This is a genomic window from Mycobacterium sp. 852002-53434_SCH5985345, assembly GCF_001667155.1.
In the GTDB taxonomy this organism is placed as follows: domain Bacteria; phylum Actinomycetota; class Actinomycetes; order Mycobacteriales; family Mycobacteriaceae; genus Mycobacterium.
On the sequence record NZ_LZIE01000047.1, the window covers coordinates 1 to 19,171 of the forward strand.

Sequence of the window (19,171 nt, forward strand, 5' to 3'; positions counted from 1 at the left end):
CCCCCCCCCCCCCCCCCCCCCCCCCCCCCCCTGATCCTTTTTCAAGCAGAAGACGGAATACGAGATGACGTCGAGTCTGTTGGGGTCGTAGATGTTTATAAGAGACAGGGCCGGGTGGGCCCGCCACCACGCCCGGATCACCGGGGGCCGGGTCCGGATCCGCCAGCGCCGGAGCGGCGCTCAAGACCAGTGCCAAACCCATGACCGAAGCCAATCCGGCTGCGTTCAGGGCGGCCCAAAGCCTCCCTCGCGTCCAGCCCGACATATGCATCCCTCCACGCTCGAGTTCCTGACACAGTGTGGCATAGGGCGCACTCCAGCTAACGTATTCCGGGGTGCCCGGCGCCCCGTTCCGACCGCATTTGCGCCGTTGAGCTGGCCAGCTATGAATCGCGTGAGCTTGTCGGCGCAACGTCGAGTGCGTGGCGGTTGGCCGCCGCACCGACCAGCGCGGCGGCCATCAAACCGGCCGAGGCGACCAGCATCAGGACAATGCTGCGCTCGTACAGCAGGCCGCCGGCCAGCGCGCCCGCCATGATGCCCACCTGAAACGCCGTCACGTACAGGCCCGACGCCCCGTCGGGATCGTCGGCCCCACTGCGCATCGCCGCGGACTGCATCATCGGCGACACGGCGGTCGCCATCGCCCCCCACAGCACGATCGCGGCGGTCCCGATCAGGGCTGCCGCCGCGGCGGGCCGCCCGCCCAGCGCCAGCGCGGTCAGCACGACGAACGCGGCCGTCAAGCCGGTCATGCAGCCGATGATCGCCCCTTTGGGCCGCCGGTCGAGCGGCCGCGCCACCAGGCCCACGGCGACCACCCCGGCGGCGCCATAGGCGGCCAGCACCCACGCGAGGTTGGGCCCGCGCACGCCGACAACTTCGCGGATGATCTCCACGATGTAGGTGTACGAGACGAAATGCCCGGTCACGCCGACCATGGTGATGATGCTGACGATGATCAGCCGGCGGTTGCGGTGGTGGCGGGCCCGGGGCCCCACGCACTTGAGCTGGTCCGCGGTCAGCACCATCTCCGGCAGCATCACTCGGGCGGCCACCGTGACGATGGCGGCGGCCACGGTCACGCACACGACCGCCAGGCGCCAACCCCACATCAGGCTCATGGCCGCGGTCAGCGGGCTCCCGACGACCAGCGCGAGGCTGGTCCCGATGTAGATCGACATCGTCGCGCGGCCGGCGTGGCTGGGCGGCACCAGCCGGGTCGCGATCGGCGCGATGACCGACCAGAGCAGGCCGTGGGTGACGGCGCAGAGCACGCGACCGGCGGCCAGCACCGCGAAGGTGGGCGCCAGCGCGGAGATCACCTGGGAGACGGTCAGGCAGGTCAGGCTGAGCACCAGCACCCGGCGCCGCGGCAGGTGCGCGGTCCAGCGCACCAGCGGGATCGTCGTCAGGGCCGCCACCAGGGCGTACCACGACAGCAGGGTGCCCACCAGCACCAGGCTGACGTGCAGGTTGCGGGCGATGGCCGGCAACGCGCCGACGGGCAGGATTTCGGCAGTGACATAGATGAACGCCGCCGCGGCCAGCACAACGAGTTGGGCGGCGATCCGTGGGGTCCACGTTCGCGCGGCAGCATTGGGTTCGGCAGTCATGGCGTCGGTATCGGCCGGGCTACCCAGGTCCTGGGTTGTCGCGCCTAATGCGATCACACTGCCTTAGCGTACGGACCGCAACTACGGCTCCCCCCTTGTCAGGGCCGGAGTTCGGGTCTCAACTCGATCACCAATCAGGAACGAACCAGGCGCGCGATGGCGGCGGAGGCTTCGGCGAGCTTGTGATCCGCATCGTCGCCGCCCTCGGCCACGGCCCGGGTGACGCAGTGGTTGAGGTGCTCGTCAAGCAGGTTCAGTGCGACGGAACGCAGCGCGCTGTTCACGGCGCTGATCTGGGTGAGGACGTCGATGCAGTACTTGTCTTCCTCGATCATCCGGGCGATGCCTCGCACCTGACCCTCGATGCGCCGCAGCCGCTTGGCGTAGTTGTCCTTCTGCTGCGAATATCCGTGCGCGTTCGTCATCGCCTGCCTCACCTCTGCCACTTCGCGCCCGTCGGCGCCACGAACCCACTTTATACCCCGCCCGGGTATGACCCGCGGATTTGCCGTCCGGCCAGTTCACGCATACTTGCAGGATGGCCACAACACGCGATGCGACTGGAGTCACCGACATCAAACCGCGCAGTCGTGACGTAACCGACGGCCTGGAGAAGGCCGCCGCCCGCGGCATGCTGCGGGCGGTCGGCATGGGTGACGAGGACTTCGCCAAGCCGCAGATCGGGGTGGCGTCGTCGTGGAACGAGATCACCCCGTGCAACCTCTCGCTTGACCGGCTCGCCAAGGCGGTCAAGGAAGGCGTGTTCGCGGCCGGCGGCTACCCGCTCGAGTTCGGGACGATCTCGGTTTCCGACGGCATCTCGATGGGCCACGAGGGGATGCACTTCTCGCTGGTGTCGCGCGAGGTGATCGCGGACAGCGTCGAGACCGTGATGCAGGCCGAGCGCCTCGACGGGTCGGTGCTCCTGGCCGGCTGCGACAAGTCGCTGCCCGGGATGCTGATGGCCGCCGCGCGCCTGGATCTGGCGGCGGTGTTCCTGTATGCGGGCTCCATCCTGCCCGGACGAGCGAAGCTGTCCGACGGCACGGAACGCGAGGTCACCATCATCGACGCGTTCGAGGCCGTGGGCGCGTGCGCCCGCGGCTTGATGTCCCGGGAGGACGTCGATGCGATCGAGCGCGCGATCTGTCCCAGCGAGGGCGCGTGCGGCGGCATGTACACCGCCAACACGATGGCCAGCGCCGCGGAGGCCCTCGGCATGTCGCTGCCCGGCAGCGCGGCGCCGCCGGCCACCGATTACCGCCGCGACGGGTTCGCCCGCCGCAGCGGCCAGGCCGTCGTGGAGTTGTTGCGTCGCGGCATCACCGCCCGCGACATCCTCACCAAGGAGGCCTTCGAAAACGCCATCGCGGTGGTGATGGCATTCGGCGGGTCGACCAACGCCGTGCTGCACCTGCTGGCGATCGCGCACGAGGCCGACGTCGAGCTGTCGCTCGACGACTTCAGCCGGATCGGTTCCAAGGTTCCGCACCTGGCCGACGTCAAACCGTTCGGCCGCCACGTCATGTCGCACGTCGACCAGATCGGCGGTGTGCCGGTGGCGATGAAGGCGCTGCTGGACGCCGGTCTGCTGCATGGGGACTGCCTGACGGTGACGGGCCGGACCCTTGCCGAGAACCTGGCCGCGATCGACCCGCCCGACCCGGACGGCAAGGTGCTGCGGGCCCTGGACAATCCCATCCATCCGACCGGCGGCATCACGATCCTGCGCGGGTCGCTGGCGCCCGAGGGCGCGGTGGTCAAGTCGGCCGGTTTCGACTCGCAGGTGTTCGAGGGCACGGCAAGGGTTTTCGACGGCGAGCGCGCCGCGCTGGACGCCCTCGAGGACGGGACGATCACCAAGGGCGACGCCGTGGTGATCCGCTACGAGGGCCCCAAGGGTGGGCCCGGGATGCGGGAAATGCTCGCGATCACCGGCGCGATCAAGGGCGCCGGACTGGGTAAGGACGTGCTGCTGCTGACCGACGGCCGCTTCTCCGGCGGGACGACCGGCCTGTGCGTGGGCCACATCGCCCCCGAGGCGGTCGACGCCGGGCCCATCGCCTTCCTGCGCGACGGCGATCCGATCCGCCTGGACGTTGCCAACCAGGTCCTCGACGTCCTCGTCGATCCGGCCGAATTCGATTCCCGGCGAGAGGGTTTCACCCCTCCCCCGCCGCGCTACCAGACCGGCGTACTGGCCAAGTACGTCAAGCTGGTGAGCTCCGCGGCCATCGGCGCGGTCTGCGGTTAGGTCCGATCGCCGCTTCGCTCAACGGGTTTGGAATTATGCGCGGGTCGCCGCCTCGCGCGTGCGCCTGCCGAAGTACGTGGCGTTGAGGCCCAGCAGCGTCAGCAACGCACCGGCAACGATGTTCGACCACATCATGCCGGCGGTAAGCGCGACGTCCGGCAGAATCCACAGCGAGACGATGGCCCACACGCCGAGCACCGGCATCGTCCAAGTCATGCCGTGGGCTCGGTCGAGCGCCGTGGCGAACCCGTACGCCAAGAACGCCGCCGCGATTCCGGCAACCAGGTTGGACGTGGCGAGCGATCCCGTCGCGCTGAAACCCACCATCCACGGTGACGCGGCCACGTACAGGCCGGTCAGCAACGCCAGTCCGAAGGTGACGTGCGCACTCATCGACTCAGCGACGCGGTCATAGCTCGCGCGCAGAGCCAACAAATCCGGGTGGTGATCGATTGATGAATGGACTGTACTCATTTTGTGACCTTTCTGTTATGCAGCAAGCCCGTTGTGTGACAAGCACTGTGGGCTGTCTGCACCCATCCATCTGCCGTCAAGATTACGCTCGATCGCGGTGCGCCAGCAACGAAATCAAGCCCGCCATAAGCGGGATTGACCGCCCGCGTAGCGTCGTAGGACATGGACATCGTGGACCGGCTGCGCCTGGATGTTCCGGTCGCGCAGGCGGGCATGGGCGGTGGCCTGGCGGGCGGGGCGCTGGCGGCCGCGGTCGCCCAGGCGGGCGGCCTCGGCACCCTGGGCCTGGCCACCCCGCGCCAGCTCCGGGCGGCCATCGATCAGGTGCGCCAGGGGGCGCCGGGCCGCGCTATCGCGGTGAACTTGTTGATGCCCTTCGTGCATCGCTCGCACGTCGCGGTCTGCGTCGATGCCGGTGTTGACGCCGTCGTGCTGGCGTTCGGTGAAAAGCGGGGACTCGTGCAGCACCTTCGCGATGCCGGCATCTTCGTCTTCGTGATGGTCGGTACCGCGGCACAGGCAAGCACCGCTATCGGTTGGGGCGCCGACGGTTTGATCGCCCAGGGCCGCGAGGCCGGTGGCCACCTCGTCGGCACCATGCCGGCACTGCAGTTCCTGCCGCAGGCGCTGGCCGCGGCCGGCACTCGCCCGGTGTTTCTCGCGGGCGGTATCGCCACCGGCGCCGACAGCCGGGCCGCCCTGGCGGCGGGCGCCAGCGGCGTTGTCGCCGGAACGCGATTCCTGATGACGCACGAGGCCAACGCCAACCGGGAGTATCAGCGGCGAGTAGCCCAGGCGGACAAGACGATCGAAACGAACTTGTTCGGCCTGAGCTGGCCGCTGCGGCATCGCGTCGTGCCCAACGCCGCGACGCGGCGCTGGTGCCGCGACGACGGCTGGGCGAAGACTTTGCCGGCGTCCATCAACGCGGCGAGCCGCTCGATGGCCGCGCTGGGCTACTTCGACGCCGGCGCATTGATGCGCCTGCAGTCGGCGGGCCGCCCGCTGTTCACGCCGCTCGCACCGCTCGCCGAGATGCCCGATGCGTGGGTGGACCGGGCGGCGCTGTACGCCGGTGAAACCGCGCTGCGCATCGGCGAACTCACCTCCGCCGCCCAGGCGGTCGCCGACCTCAGCCCGCGCTGATCGACGCTAGCGCACCAACGCGAGCGCGAAGCCATCCCAGCGCTTGGCTCCCACCGTTTGGATCACCGCCGTGTCGAGTCGCGGGTGCTCACCCATCAGCTCCAACGTCTCGCGCACGGCCCGCGCCTGGGCGTTGTCCTGCGGTTCCAGGACCTGCCCTTCTCGAACGACGTTGTCCGCCACAATGAGTCCGCCGGGACGGGTTAGCCGGACAGCCCACTGAAGGTACGCGACATAGTTCTCTTTGTCGGCGTCGATGAACACCAGATCGAACGGGTCACCGTTCAATGTCGGCAGCGTGTCCAGCGCGGCGCCCACGATCACCTCCACCCGGTCGGCGAGCCCCGCCCGCTCCAGGTTGGCCCGTGCGACCTCGGCGTGCCTGGGCTCGTATTCCAGCGTCACCACCCGGCCCTGCGGGCCGGCACCGCGGGCCAGCCAGATGGTGCTGAAGCCGCCCAGCGTGCCGAGCTCGAGGATGCGGTGTGCCTGGATAGCCCCGGCCAACAGGCTCAGAAACTTGCCCTGCTGGGCCGACACGGCGATCTGCGGTAGCCCGGCGGCGTCGCTGGCTTCCACCGCCGCGCTCAGGGCCGGATCGTCGCCAACCACGGTGTTGTCCAGAAAAGCGTCGACGTCTTGCGGGGTCGGTTTCTCAATCATCAGCCAACGCTAGCCCGAGCGCACCCTCGCACCGTCGATCGCTCCTGCCTTATCTGGGTTGGCGTGCCAAGGTCATCATTGGCCCGAATCCCAGCGCCTCCATGCGATGGGCCGTCTTGGCTTTCGACGGTGCGTGTCCCAACAGCGTGTCGACGGCGTCGTCCACCGTGTCGACGATCGCGACCAACCGGTCGAAATCGCTCAACGACATTCCCATCTTGTTGACGAATAAGGCTTGCAGGACGGGACGAACCGGCAGGACATTCGTCCAATAATCCTCACCGAAGAAGACCATCGGGGCGAACTGCTCTGGATGGGTCAGATAGTAATTCTGCCGCGCATCCTGAAAGACTTCCTGCAGGGTGCCCGCCGTTCCTGGTGTGTAGATGATGCCGTTGGCGGCCAGCGACAGGAGTACGTCCTCGCGAATGCTGTTCTGAAAGTACTTGGCAACCGATGTCGCGAACGGAGTGATCGGCTCGTTTCCGTAGTACCAGGTTGGTACCGCCAGGCTCTGCCCGCCGTTGCCGATTTGCGCTTCAGCGAGCTCGAATGCCGGCCTAGCCCACGCGTGTAGTTCGCGCACGATGGCCATGTCGATCTCACCACTGGCGCCGACCACTTTTGCGCTGGCGGGAAGCTCAGGAACTGACCGCAATTGTTGCAGCGCGTGCGTAACCTGGTCGTCACTCGCAGGTGCGAACAACGCTCCCAGATGTGTTGCCTCCATCGCGCCGGGTCCGCCACCACTGGCAACGAAGCAACCGCTGTTGGTGAGCCGGCGTGAAATCTCAACTACGTGAGCATAGTTCGGGGCGTCCCGAGATGCGTCATGTCCGCCCATAATGGCGACGGTCGGCCTGTCAACGGCTTCGAGTAGTCGTGTCATGGCTTGCATTATCGAGTTGTCGTGGAGCGCCTCGATCATGCCTGCGTAGGGATCCGTATGTGCAGCACCGCCGTTGGCTATGAAATAGCGATAGGAGCGGAAGTCCAGCGTCGAAGCCATGCTGTCGGGTTTGGTGATGTCATAGCCGGCCATCAACTCCATCGACGTATAGAGCTCGTACCGAATGGGCTGGAATGGCACGTCAATAGGTTGCTTGGCCATGACTATCCCTATTGTGTTTTGTACGAGGGCTTCTCGGGAGAGTTCATAATGTCACAACGGCGTTGTACTGCAACATATCTCGGTTGCGCACGCCGGGAGCTCTTCTCTTACCCAACGGATGGGACCGCTCATCGCTAGAGACATGAGCTGTAGTGTAACCGCCGAATAACGCGTGTCGCCCATCCCACGTCACCGATGTAGTGGCAGGTGCACAAGGAGCGCCAAGGATCCATGGCCGATCTATGACACGACCGCCCCGGTACATCAAGCGTCAAACCATGCTGCGATTTGGGCGAAGCTGAAGTGACTTCGTCGACGCCCGGAAGCCGCCGGCGTCTCTGCGGCTTGCGCGGGACCAGACAGCCCTGCGCGAGCGGCCAATCGACGACGGCCGAGGACTCTCACGCTCAGACCCGATACGACGCATTCAGATACAGCAGATTGCTTCAGAGTGCGTTGAACACCGGAACTTCCTCGCGCCCCTTCCCCGGATACCCGTGGGGGGTATATAGTGACGATGTGTTCGATCACAGCCGTAGGAGTCCACGACAAAGGAATGGGTGAGTGAAATGGCAAATTACGAAGCAGGCACCGAACTGACCTGTGGCCACGAGGGCTGCGGGTGCCGCGTTCGCATCGAGGTTCCCTGCCACTGCTCAGGTTCGGGCGAGCCGTACCGCTGCACCTGTGGCGACGAGCTGACCCCGGTCAAGTAATCCGCTGAGGCCCGCGTCGAGTGTGCGTCCAGGGCGGCGACGCGCCGGGGAAACCAAACCCTGAGCGCACAGTCAAAGTCGTGAACGCACACTCGATGCGGCCGGGAATCAGCGCCCGAACGTACGACCGGCGAGCTGCACCGCCGCCGCCAGCCGCGGCGCGACCGCCGACGCGCTGACCGCGACCAGATAGCCGCCCGCCCTGATGCGCCAGCGTCCCACGCTGCCGTCGTAGCGGGCGAGCAGGCGCGGGTCGGCCTCGATCGTGACGCGGCGGGTGGCGCCCGGCTCGAGCTCGACCCGTTCAAATCCCAGCAACCGCAAGCATTCTCGGTCCGGGTCGGCGGTCAGATACAGCTGCGGGACGTCGGCGCCGGCGCGGTCGCCGGTGTTGACGACGCTGAAGCTTGCGGTCACCGTGTCCCCTCCGGTTACCGCCAGATCGCGGTACGCAAAGTCGGTGTACGACAACCCATGACCGAAGGCGAACATCGGGGCCTCACCGGTGGTGGCGAACCAGCGGTAGCCGACATCCGATCCCTCCACGTAGTCGATCGTGCTCGGCTCCCCCCATGGCAGGCCAAGGCCGGGCAGCTCGGGGCGCGGCGTCTGACGCAGGTCGACCGGGAAGGTGATCGGCAGGCGGCCCGACGGATTGACCTGGCCGGCAAGGACTTCCGCGATGGCCCGCCCGCCGGACTGCCCCGGGTACCAGGCCTGCACGATGGCCTGGACCGAGTCCCGCCAGGGCATGTCCGCCGGGTTGCCGGTTTCGAGCACCACGACGGTGTTGGGGTTGGCGGCCGCCACGGCGGAGATCAACGCGTCCTGTCCCCAGGGCAGCGACAGGTCGGCGATGTCGAAGCCCTCCCCTTCGGCGCGGATCGCGAACACGATGGCGATGTCGGCGCGCCGCGCCGCGAAGACGGCCTCGGCGGGACTGGCGCCGGGGTCGAACTCGATTTCGGCGCTGGGGAATTGCTTTCGCAGCTCGTCCAGCGGGCTGGACGGCAGCAGGTGCAGCTTGCGCAGCCCGGCCTCCAGCCCCGAGCCGCCGATCGGGATGACGGCCGCGTAACCACCCGGCGGGACGACGGTGCTCGACCCGTAGCCGGCGGGCACCCCGGCGTGGGCATATCCGCCGATGACGGCGATCCGGGCGGTCGATTCCGGCGCCAGGGGGAGCAGCCCGCGGTTGGTCAACAGCACGATTCCCTGCCGGGCGATCTGCAACGCGATCTCGTTGTGCGCGGCCATGTCCGGCGCGGGCGCGGCTTCGGGCCGGTCGACGCCGACCGCGAACATCGACCGCAGGATCCGCCGGACCATGTCCGAGAGGCGTTCGTGGGTCAGCCTGCCGTCGGCGTGGGCGGCCCGCAGCGGCGCACCGAATGTCTCCGACTGCCACAGCAGCGCGTCGATCTGCGCCCCGCACTCTTGGTCCAGCCCGGCCGGCGCGCACTCCCAGGACGGCGTCGCCCCCCAGTCGGACATGACCCAGCCCCGGTATCCCCAGGCATCTTTCAGCACCCCGTTGATCAGGATTTCGTTGGCGGCGGCGTATGTTCCGTTGACCTTGTTGTAGGCGGCCATCACGGCACCGGGCCGCGCGCGCTCGATGGCCATCTCGAAGGCCAGCAGGTCGGATTCGCGATGCGCGTCGGGGTTGATGACCGCGTCCAAGAAGTGCCGATTGGTCTCGTTGCAGTTCAGCGAGAAGTGCTTGACGGTCGAGATCACACCTTGCCGCTGGATGCCGTCGATCGACTCCGCGGCGATGGCCGCGGTCAAAAGCGGGTCCTCGGAAAGGTATTCGAAGTTGCGTCCGTTGCGCGGGTCGCGCGCGAGGTTCATGGCGCCGGCGAGTTGCACGTTGAACCCGCGGCCGCGGGCCTCCCGGCCGATCACCTCACCCGCGGCGCGGGCGAGTGCCGGGTCGAAGCCGGCGGCCAGCGCCAGCCCGGCGGGCAGCGCGGTGGCCGTGTCGCCCGGGCGATAGCCCGGATTGGTCACACCCAGCCCGGCATCGCTCATCAGCAAAGCCGGCACGCCGAGCCGCGGAACGCCGGGGACGTAGGCGGCGCTCATCGGAACATCCGGCGGGATGCGCTCGTCGCGAACGGGCCACATTTCACCGGCACCCATCACCCCGACCAGCAACGCGAATCGCTCGTCGTCGGTCATCCGGGCTTCGACCTCGCGCGCCCGGGCATCCGCGTCGCCGCCGAACGAGCTCACCGCACACCCTCTTTCGCGTACACGACGCGCAGCACGTGCCCGAGTTCCGGCCCCATCACCAGCTCCGCCAGCTCCCAGAACGTCGCGACGAACTCCGGGCCGTGGGGCGGCTCGGCCTGGCACAGGTGGTGCGCGACTTCGTGGAGCACCACCAGCTCGCGCAGCGCCCAGTCGGCGGTGTCGCGGTCGGGGACCGCGATAATGCCTGCGCCATCACGAAATTCGTAGTGGGCCGCGGTGGCGGCCTGTCGCGGACGCACCCGAAGCGGCGGGGCGGAGGGCCACCGCCGGCGCACCGCCGGCAACGCAAGCACCTGGTCAACATAGCGCTGGGCAGCGGAGACCGAGCCGAATCGTCCCTCCGGCGGTAGCGTGAGCTGCGCGCCGAAGAAGTCCACGGTGCGCGACCCGTGTTCGGCGGCACGATCGAACAGCGTCCGGACGAACTCCTCGGCCGCGTACACCTTGGCTCGCTGGGAGTCCCGCTTGCCGGACCGCGCCGGGCTCACCGGCCCAGCGGGGCGCGCGCTCCGGGCAGTTCGGGGCTGTTGCCCAGCCGCGCCCGCCGACCGGCGCGGTCGCCGGCGCGCCGCGCCGCCGAGGAATAACCGGACGTCGCCCGGCTCACCTGATAGGTGCCGCGCGCCTTCGATGCGCTCCGGTAGTAGTCATGTAGCTCGACATCCTTGTCCCGCAGAGCAATAGCGGTGCCCGGTGGGCGCCTGCGGTCCTTGGTGGCCTCGCGCCGGGCCTCGTCGCGCGCCTCCGCCAAGCGCTGGCCCACCCGCGCCCCGAAGGCCAGCTGGAAGTTCAGCCGCGCGGTGATGGTCGGCGTGGGCCGGTGCGCGCCCGACGCGAGGTAGGCGTCCGACGCCCGCACCATCTGGACGACCAGGCTGGCGTACAACGCGTGGGTAGCGTCGATGTCCTCGGCGAACCCGTAGGCGTAAACGAACGTCGAATTCGATGCCACATCACAGCGCACGTCGTTGGCCAGGGCGATCAACACGAACAGCTGCACATACGTCCGCAACCCCTTGGTGCCCGCGTTTCCGATGGTGATGGTGCGCTGGGTCGGCGCCTGGGCGGGCGAGCGATTGGCGGCGTGCGAACGCGCCACCGCCAAGTCGATCGAGGCCGCCGTCGCCAACCGCTGCGCGGCGCTCATGAAGGCGTCCGCCTCGTGTGGGTTGTCGGTGCCTTCGGCCTGACGCAACAGTGCGGCGATGCGGGCCAGCATTTTGTCGTCGGTCATATGCGCCGCTCTCCCGCTCGCCGCTTCGCGGCCGGGGGCACCCCCACCGCATCACTTCGTTCTGCATCGTCGCCGGCGCGCGTCATATGCGCCAAACTACGGGAGCGATCCGACACATTCGGCTCAGAGCCGGGCGGTGATCCACGAGACCACGTCGCCAAGCACCTGGTCACGCTCCGGCTCGTTGAAGACCTCGTGGTAAAGCCCCGGGTAAACCTTCAATTGCACGTCGGTGGAGCCCACGCACTCGACCAGTCGCCGGCTGCCAGCGACGGCGATCAGACGGTCGTCGGATCCGTGCACCACCAGCAGCGGCGCGGTCAGCGCCGGCGCGCGCTCCGGCATCGTCTCGCCGACCTGCAACAGGGCCCGACCGATGCCGGCCGGGACCTTGCCGTGGTACACCAGTGGATCGTTCTTGTATGCCTTCACCACCGCGGGATCCCGGGAGATGGCGTCGACGTCGAGCTCCTGCACCGGCAGGCCGGGCACCAGGGCGCCGAGTACCCGGGCAGCCAGCACCATCAGCGGCGAGACCTGATCCTGCGCCGCCACCGCCGGCCCGGACAGCACCATCAGGTCGTAATTGTCGGGGCGTTCGACGCCGTAGGCGAACACGATGGCGCCGCCCATGCTGTGCCCGAGCACGATGCACTTGAGCCCGGGATGCTCGCGGGTGGCGATCCGGACCAGGCTGTCGAAGTCCGCGGTGTACTCGGAGATGTCCCGCACCAGCACCCGCTTGCCGCCCGAGCGGCCGTGCCCGCGGTGGTCCAGCGCGTACGTGACCAGGCCCGCCGCACCGAAACGCTGAGCGACGTGATCGTAACGCCGGGCATACTCGCCGAGACCATGCGACAGGACGACCACCGCCCGCGGCGCGATGTCGGGTGTCCAGACGTCGTAGACGATGCGCACGCCGCCGAATCCGTCGAAGTTCCGTTCGTCGCGGTTCACCACGGTCCTAGTCATTACGGGCAGCGTAATGGCTCCCGCCGCAGGTCGCCGCGCCAGACACTGCCGTAGGCTCTCCCATCGTGGGGCTGCTCGCGCAAAACACCGCCGACTCCGAATTCGTCCCGACGGTCGACGGGGACTTCTCGGCGCATGCCGAACCGTACCGTCGTGAGCTGCTCGCCCACTGCTACCGGATGACCGGGTCGTTGCACGACGCGGAGGATCTGGTTCAGGAAACGCTGCTGCGGGCGTGGCGGGCCTACGACAGCTTCGAAGGCAAGTCCTCGGTGCGGACGTGGCTGCATCGCATCGCCACCAACACCTGCCTGAGCGCGCTGGAGGGCCGGCAACGCCGGCCCTTGCCGACCGGCCTGGGCGCGCCCAGCGCCGACCCGACCGCCGAGCTGCAGGAGCGCCGCGAGGTGCCCTGGCTCGAGCCGCTTCCGGATCCGACGAATGACCCGGCCGACCCGTCGGTCATCGTCGGGTCGCGCGAGTCGGTGCGGTTGGCGTTTGTCGCCGCGCTGCAACACCTTTCACCCCGGCAGCGAGCAGTGCTGCTGCTGCGCGACGTGCTGCAGTGGAAGGCCGCCGAGGTGGCCGAGGCCATCGGTACCACCACGATCGCCGTCAACAGCCTGCTGCAGCGGGCCCGCTCCCAGCTGGACGCCGTCGGACCCAGCGCCGACGACCGGTTGGCGGCACCGGATTCGGCCGAGACGCAGGACCTGTTGGACCGCTACATCGCCGCCTTCGAGAGCTACGACATCGACCGCCTGGTGGAGCTGTTCACCGCCGAGGCGATCTGGGAGATGCCGCCCTACACCGGCTGGTACCAGGGTGCGCGGGACATCGTCACCCTCATTCATCAGCAATGCCCCGCCGAGTCCCCCGGCGACATGCGACTCCTGCCGCTGGTCGCCAACGGCCAGCCCGGCGCCGCGATGTACATGCGGGCCGGGGACCGGCACGTCCCCTTCCAGTTGCACGTGCTGGACGTGCGCGGCGACCGGGTGTCACATGTGGTCGCGTTCCTCGACGAGAAGCTGTTCGCGAAGTTCGGGCTGCCCGATTCGCTATGACCGGCCCGCTCGACATCACACCCGCACCCGGGCGGCCCCTGCTGCTGTTGGGCGCTTTCGACCTCGCCGACGTGGGCTACCGCACCGAGGAGTTCTTCGTGTCCGGGACGGCCACCTCGTATGCCCCCGCGGCGGCTCTGGAGCCCGACGGCCGGTGGAGCGTAACACCCTCCGCGACAGCGGATTACACCACCCGCATGGTGGTGTTGACACCCGCGGATCCCGCACGGTTCAACGGGACGGTGCTGGTCGAATGGCTCAACGTGAGCGGCGGCATCGACGCGCCCGCGGTGTGGATGATGGCGCACCGGGAGATCATTCGCGCGGGCTACGCGTACGTCGCCGTCTCGGCCCAGCGGGTCGGGATCGACGGTGGCGCGAGTCTGCTCGGGGTCGACATGTCGCTGAAGAGCCAGGACCCGACGCGCTATGCGCCCCTGCGCCACCCGGGTGACGCCTTCTCCTACGACATCTTTTCTCAGATCGGCGGGCTGATCAAAAGCCCCAGCGGCACAGGGGTTTTGGGTGATCTGCGGGCCCGGCACATCATTGCGTTGGGCGAGTCCCAGTCGGCGATGTTTCTCACCACCTACGTCAACGCGGTCGACCCACTGGCCGCGACGTACGACGGCTTCTTCGTCCATTCGAGGTTCGGCCCCGCCGCACCGCTCGACGGAACCTCCATCTTCGACGAAACCGGTGCGCCCCAAGCGGTCGCATTCCGCCCGAACCTGCGGGTGCCGTTGCTGACGATCATCACCGAGACCGATCTCTTCGGTGGCGCACGGGAGGGCTATTTCTTCGCCAGACAGCCTGAGAACCAATGGCTGCGGGTCTGGGAGATTCCCGGCGCCGCGCACGCCGACAACTACACCATCCAGGTGGCGCCTATCGATAGCGGTTCGGTACCGCTCACGCACCTCGTCGCCGCCTACGCGCCGACCAACGTGCTTTTGGGACAACGCTTTTCGCACAACATCAACTTCGCCCCACAGCACCACTACGTGGCACAGGCGGCGGTCGCCGCGCTGAACACATGGGTGGGCACCGGTGCGCCGGCGCCCACCGCGGCGCCCATGCAGGTGCACGATGCCTATGGACCGCAACCCGTTCCGGATGCCAACGGCCTGGCGCAGGGCGGCGTCAGAACGCCGTGGGTGGACGTGCCGGTCGCGCGAACCTCCGGGCTCGGTGGCGACGAGGGCATCATGGCCGGGCTCTTCGGCTCCGGCGAACTCTTCGACGCCGACACGTTGCGCCGCCTCTACCCAGGGGGGATGACGCAATACCTGGAACGCTTCACCGCGGCCCTCGATGCGTCGATCAGCAGCGGGTTCATCCTGGCGGCGGACCGGGCCGAGATCCTCGAACTCGCCGCCGCCACCTATCCGGGCGACCGGCCCTAGAACAGGCGGCTGTCCGGCGGCGGTCCCGCCACCGGGCGGACCAAGCCGGCCCCGGTGATCAGGGGCAGGTCCAGCGCCGAAAGCAGCCCGGGTGGGGCCGCGCACACCGCGGGGATGGCGTTGACCATCCGCGAGGCGCCGGCGATGCGCGCACCCAGGTCATGGTCGTGGTCTTCGGCCATCTCGAATTCGCACCGCATGCTTGGGGATCCCTCGATCTCCACCCGATACAGGCCGCGCCCGGAGGCGGCCCCGTAGCCGAGGTCCTTCGGCGGGATGGAGATGTTGGGCTGCGGCCAGTCCGGCGCGACGTCGTCACGCATCCGGGTCACATGGTCGAGGATGAAAGTTGGCTTGCCGCCGACGTATCCGGTCAACGTGGAGCGCATGGCCGCGATGGTCCCGGCGGCGATGTGGCCGGTGGGCGTGTCGAAGGACTCGGTGGCGGGAATACGTTCGTTGCCTTCCTCGATGTTGTCGATCTTGACCCCCAGGCCGGCGGCGAGCTGGTGCAGAACGGGCCCCCAGCCGAAGGCGAACATCCCGGGCTGGGCCGCAAACGCCTGGTACTCCGGCGGCTTGCCGAACCCGAGGATCTCGTACACCGCCGCCCGGTCCGGATAGGTGGCGTAGTTGAACATCTCCGTCACCCGCACCGAATCGATCGACCTCGAAACCCCGGTAAGCACCAGCGGCAGAACGTCATTGGCGAACCCGGAGTCGATGCCGGTGGTGAAGAACGACGCACCGCCGTCGTGCGCGGCCTGCCGCAGCGGGTCGGTGAAAGCGGCGTCAACCCCGTCGGGGAAAACCAGCGGCACCACCGAACAGGACACCACGTTCTTGCCGGCCCGCAGGATCGAGACCATGTCCCCGACGGCGTCCAGCGGTCGCAGGTTGGCGCCGGCGGCGTACACCACCGCGTCGGCCTCGCCGGCGAGCAGCGCCGCCGGGTCCTGGGTGGCCACCACCCCGACCGGCCCGGACCCGCACAGCTCGCCCGCGTCGCGGCCCGCCTTGGCATCGCTGTGCACGACAAGGTCGACAAGCTGCAACTCCGGGTGGTCGATCACGCCGCGCAGCGCGATCACCCCCATGGAACCCGGCCCCCACACTGCCACCTTGATCATGACGGAATATCTCCTAATATCAGGACGGTTATCCTTGTATTTTGGACGGATCGTAGGGAGGTGTGCATCGGTACGTCAACCGCCAAATCGCCGCCCACCGGCCGCGTGATGGATGTCCTTGCCGCGCTTGCGGATTCCCCGCGCGGGCTGGCGTCGGCCGAGCTGGCGAAGCGCTGCGCGATAAGCACCTCCACCTGCGCCCTGGTGCTGGCCGAGCTGGAGGGGCGAGCCTGGGTGGCCCGTCGCGAAGATCGGCGGTATGTGCTCGGCAGCGGCCTGTTCGGGCTGGTGCACGGCCTGCGCGAGCAGTTTCCGTTGCTGGACCGCGGCCGCGCGGCGCTGCGATTCCTGCACGAGACGCTCCGCGCGGGCTGCTCGATGTCGAGAATCGGCGGCCGCCACCTGACCACCGTCGACGCGGTCGGCCATGGCACCGACGGCGGACAGGCCGTCGGCCAGCGCTTCCCCATCGACCCGCCGTTCGGCCTGGTGGCGATGGCCTGGCGCGAGGAGGAGTTGGTCAACGCCTGGCTGCAACGAGTGCTACCGCGGCTGACCCGGTCTGAAATCACGGAACACCAGCGGGTGCTCGCCGCTATCCGCGCGCGTGGCTACGGCGCGTGGCGCTTCGACGACACCCATCAGTCGCTGCACAACCGGCTGGCGGACGTGCTCGCGTCCCTGGAGCCGACGGCCCGGGTCACCCGTCAGCTCACCACCCTGATGACGATGGTGACGCTGCAATCGGTCACCGACACCCTCGAAAGCGACTTGGGGGCAGCTGAATTCGTGGTCCTGCCGATTTTCGGGCCGGACGCCCAGCCCGAGTACCAGATCGAGATCCACTTGGGCCGCCCCGCCACGCTGACCCTGCCCGAGCTCGACGCCGCCCTCCGGCATGCCCAAGGACTGCTCACCGCGACGGTGGCCTGACCGCGCCGCCGATTAGGCTGACGGCATGGCAGCCCACGCGGAAGTTCGTCGCGCGGATGCGCGGGCCGTCACCACCACGCCCTGGCTGACCTCCCGGCACTCGTTCTCGTTCGGCGACCACTACGACCCGGACAACACGCACCACGGACTACTCCTGGTGAACAACGACGACATCGTCGCGCCCGGAACCGGATTCGACACGCATCCGCACCGGGACATGGAGATCGTGACCTGGGTCTTGCGGGGTGAACTGGCACATCAGGATTCCATCGGCAACCGCGGCGTCATCTATCCTGGTCTGGCCCAGCGCATGTCGGCGGGCAGTGGAATCCTGCATTCGGAGAAGAACAAATCGTCCACGGAGCCAGTGCATTTCGTTCAGATGTGGGTGGTGCCCGACGAGGCCGGCATCGCCCCGGGCTATCAACAGCACGAGATCGACGCGAAGCTGTTGGACGGCACACTCGTGACGATCGCCTCCGGCATCCCGGGGCAAGGCGGTGCGATCGCCCTGCACAACCGCAATGCCGCGCTGCACGCCGGGCGGTTGCGGACCGGCGACCAGGTGACCCTTCCCAAAGCGCCCTACCTGCACCTATACACGGCCCGGGGCGCACTCACCTGCGAAGGCGTGGGCGACCTGCAGGAGGGTGACGCCGTTCGGTTCGCCGACGATGCCGGCCGGCGAGTGACGGCGAACGAGCCATCGGAGCTATTGGTCTGGGAGATGCACGCGAAGCTCGGCGACTGAGCCCATAGAGTGGGCGTGACAGACAGGAGCCGGCATGTCTCAAACGCGATCGCAACACGCGGCGCCGAACCCCAACCGGAACATCAAGGCGGTCCGGACCGTACGCTTCTGGGCGGCGCCGCTGGTCATCACGCTGGCCCTGATGTCGGCGTTGTGCGCGCTATACCTGGGCGGCATCTTGAACCCGATGACCAACCTGCGGCACTTCCCCATCGCCGTGGTGAACGAGGATGCCGGGCCGGGCGGCGCGGAGTTGACCGGGCGCTTGGTGAACGGCCTGGACAAGAACAAGTTCGACGTCCGCGTGCTCCCCCGTGACACGGCCAGGCATCAACTGGAGACGGGTCACGTATACGGTTCGGTGCTGATACCGCCGAGCTTCTCGTCGAAGCTGCGGGACCTGGGGACGAGTGCGCTGCTTCCCGGTCCTGCGGAACGGCCCGTGATCACGATTTCGACCAATCCGCGGGCCGGCACGCTCGGCGCCAGCATCGCCGGCCAGACCCTGAACATGGCGATGGGCGTGGCCAATGGCGAAGTGGGCGAACGACTTCTGGCTCAGGTCAAGGCGCAGACGGGCGGCGCCCCGCTCGCCGGGGCCGCCGAAGAGGGCCTTTCCACTCCGATCGAGATCGAGTCGACTGTGTACAACCCGCTGCCCAACGGCACCGGCAACGGGCTGTCGGCCTTCTATTACGCGCTCTTGCTGCTGCTCGCGGGGTTCACCGGCAGCATCGTGGTCAGCACCCTCGTCGATGCGTTACTCGGTTACGTACCAGCCGAATTCGGCCCGGTGTATCGCTTCGCCGAGCAGGTCAGAATTTCGCGCTTCCAGACCCTGCTGCTCAAGTGGGCGATCATGCTGCTGCTGGGGCTGCTCACCTCGGCCGTTTACGTGGCCATCGCCCACGGGCTCGGAATGCCCATCGATCTCGGCTGGCAACTCTGGGCCTACGGGGTGTTCGCGATCGCCGCGGTGGGCATCACCTCCAGCTCGCTGCTCTCGGTGCTGGGCACGGGCGGCCTGCTGGTCAGCATGCTGATCTTCGTGATCCTCGGGTTGCCGTCGGCCGGCGCCACGGTCCCGCTGGAGGCGACGCCGCCCTTCTTCCGCTGGCTGGCCGAATTCGAGCCCATGCATCAGGTTTTCCTGGGCGCTCGGTCGCTGCTGTACTTCAAGGGCCATGCGGATACCGGGATATCGCAGGCGTTGATCATGACCGCAATCGGCCTCGCGATCGGCCTGCTGCTCGGCGGCGTCATCACCCACCTGTACGACCGCAAGGGGTATCACCGGATCCCCGGGGCGGTCGAGACGGCGATCGCCATGGAGCACCAGGCCCAACACCAGGCGCGCCAGGGGAAGCACGAGCGGACGATCGCCACTGAGCGCGAAAGCTCAAGCGGGGAAACGTAATTCGAACGCTGCCCAAGCGTCA

17 protein-coding genes and 1 pseudogene are annotated in these 19,171 nt (G+C 68.1%); 8 read left to right on the forward strand and 10 right to left on the reverse strand.

Annotated features, from left to right (window positions below):
- Positions 1 to 383: 383 nt before the first annotated feature.
- Positions 384 to 1,616, reverse strand: a complete 1,233-nt coding sequence (locus A5756_RS10420; RefSeq protein ID WP_066951828.1) for an MFS transporter — start codon at positions 1,614 to 1,616, stop codon at positions 384 to 386.
- A gap of 134 nt (positions 1,617 to 1,750) precedes the next feature.
- Positions 1,751 to 2,041: a metal-sensitive transcriptional regulator gene (locus A5756_RS10425; RefSeq protein WP_066951830.1), complete on the reverse strand. Its 291-nt coding sequence runs from the start codon at positions 2,039 to 2,041 to the stop codon at positions 1,751 to 1,753.
- A 113-nt stretch (positions 2,042 to 2,154) separates the two neighbouring features.
- Here A5756_RS10425 and ilvD point away from each other — a divergent pair, with 113 nt between their 5' ends.
- Positions 2,155 to 3,870, forward strand: coding sequence for a dihydroxy-acid dehydratase (gene ilvD, locus A5756_RS10430; protein WP_066951832.1), 1,716 nt, complete (start codon positions 2,155 to 2,157; stop codon positions 3,868 to 3,870).
- Between the two features lie 33 nt (positions 3,871 to 3,903).
- Here the strand turns inward: ilvD and A5756_RS10435 are convergent, their stop codons facing one another.
- Positions 3,904 to 4,344, reverse strand: a complete 441-nt coding sequence (locus tag A5756_RS10435) for an SPW repeat protein (protein WP_066951833.1) — start codon at positions 4,342 to 4,344, stop codon at positions 3,904 to 3,906.
- A gap of 162 nt (positions 4,345 to 4,506) precedes the next feature.
- On the opposite strand from A5756_RS10435, the gene A5756_RS10440 reads away from it, so the two are divergent.
- Positions 4,507 to 5,490, forward strand: coding sequence for a nitronate monooxygenase family protein (locus tag A5756_RS10440; protein WP_066951835.1), 984 nt, complete (start codon positions 4,507 to 4,509; stop codon positions 5,488 to 5,490).
- 6 nt (positions 5,491 to 5,496) lie between these two features.
- Here the strand turns inward: A5756_RS10440 and A5756_RS10445 are convergent, their stop codons facing one another.
- On the reverse strand, positions 5,497 to 6,153 hold the full coding sequence (locus tag A5756_RS10445) for an O-methyltransferase (protein ID WP_066951838.1): 657 nt from the start codon (positions 6,151 to 6,153) through the stop codon (positions 5,497 to 5,499).
- Between the two features lie 49 nt (positions 6,154 to 6,202).
- Complete coding sequence (locus A5756_RS10450) at positions 6,203 to 7,264, reverse strand: LOG family protein (protein ID WP_066951839.1); 1,062 nt, start codon at positions 7,262 to 7,264, stop codon at positions 6,203 to 6,205.
- A gap of 569 nt (positions 7,265 to 7,833) precedes the next feature.
- Between A5756_RS10450 and mymT the strand changes: the two genes are divergently transcribed.
- Positions 7,834 to 7,980 (forward strand): metallothionein MymT, encoded by a 147-nt coding sequence (mymT, locus tag A5756_RS25440; RefSeq protein ID WP_073877879.1) that lies wholly within the window; start codon positions 7,834 to 7,836, stop codon positions 7,978 to 7,980.
- A gap of 108 nt (positions 7,981 to 8,088) precedes the next feature.
- Here the strand turns inward: mymT and A5756_RS10455 are convergent, their stop codons facing one another.
- The 4 genes from A5756_RS10455 to A5756_RS10470 all read right to left on the reverse strand — a co-directional run bounded on the left by A5756_RS10455 (position 8,089) and on the right by A5756_RS10470 (position 12,445).
- Positions 8,089 to 10,164 (reverse strand): beta-glucosidase, encoded by a 2,076-nt coding sequence (locus tag A5756_RS10455; RefSeq protein WP_066951885.1) that lies wholly within the window; start codon positions 10,162 to 10,164, stop codon positions 8,089 to 8,091.
- Positions 10,165 to 10,214: 50 nt separating this feature from the next.
- A complete protein-coding gene (locus A5756_RS10460) occupies positions 10,215 to 10,727 on the reverse strand; it encodes a TIGR04338 family metallohydrolase (protein ID WP_066951841.1) in 513 nt (170 codons plus the stop codon).
- Positions 10,724 to 11,473, reverse strand: a complete 750-nt coding sequence (locus A5756_RS10465) for a DUF2786 domain-containing protein (RefSeq protein WP_066951842.1) — start codon at positions 11,471 to 11,473, stop codon at positions 10,724 to 10,726. The genes A5756_RS10460 and A5756_RS10465 overlap by 4 nt, the downstream gene beginning before the upstream one ends.
- A 123-nt stretch (positions 11,474 to 11,596) precedes the next feature.
- Positions 11,597 to 12,445, reverse strand: coding sequence for an alpha/beta hydrolase (locus tag A5756_RS10470; RefSeq protein WP_156659420.1), 849 nt, complete (start codon positions 12,443 to 12,445; stop codon positions 11,597 to 11,599).
- Here A5756_RS10470 and A5756_RS10475 point away from each other — a divergent pair.
- Positions 12,384 to 13,512: pseudogene (locus A5756_RS10475) on the forward strand (sigma-70 family RNA polymerase sigma factor). The gene A5756_RS10470 and the pseudogene A5756_RS10475 sit on opposite strands and share 62 nt — an antisense overlap.
- Entirely contained in the window at positions 13,509 to 14,918 is a 1,410-nt protein-coding gene (locus A5756_RS10480; protein ID WP_066951846.1) for an alpha/beta hydrolase domain-containing protein, read from the forward strand. Before A5756_RS10475 ends, A5756_RS10480 begins: the two are co-directional and overlap by 4 nt.
- Here the strand turns inward: A5756_RS10480 and A5756_RS10485 are convergent.
- Positions 14,915 to 16,048 carry a dihydrodipicolinate reductase gene (locus A5756_RS10485; protein WP_082960016.1) on the reverse strand — a complete coding sequence of 378 codons (1,134 nt, stop codon included), beginning with the start codon at positions 16,046 to 16,048 and terminating at the stop codon, positions 14,915 to 14,917. The two genes, A5756_RS10480 and A5756_RS10485, sit on opposite strands and share 4 nt — an antisense overlap.
- 108 nt (positions 16,049 to 16,156) lie before the next feature.
- Between A5756_RS10485 and A5756_RS10490 the strand changes: the two genes are divergently transcribed.
- From A5756_RS10490 to A5756_RS10500, 3 genes are read left to right on the forward strand one after another with little or no spacing between them, the layout of a single operon-like run.
- A complete protein-coding gene (locus A5756_RS10490; protein ID WP_066951893.1) occupies positions 16,157 to 16,981 on the forward strand; it encodes a MarR family transcriptional regulator in 825 nt (274 codons plus the stop codon).
- A 25-nt stretch (positions 16,982 to 17,006) separates the two neighbouring features.
- Positions 17,007 to 17,732, forward strand: a complete 726-nt coding sequence (locus tag A5756_RS10495; protein WP_066951848.1) for a pirin-like bicupin family protein — start codon at positions 17,007 to 17,009, stop codon at positions 17,730 to 17,732.
- 34 nt (positions 17,733 to 17,766) lie between these two features.
- Positions 17,767 to 19,149, forward strand: a complete 1,383-nt coding sequence (locus tag A5756_RS10500) for a YhgE/Pip domain-containing protein (protein ID WP_066951851.1) — start codon at positions 17,767 to 17,769, stop codon at positions 19,147 to 19,149.
- Positions 19,150 to 19,171 lie beyond the last annotated feature (22 nt).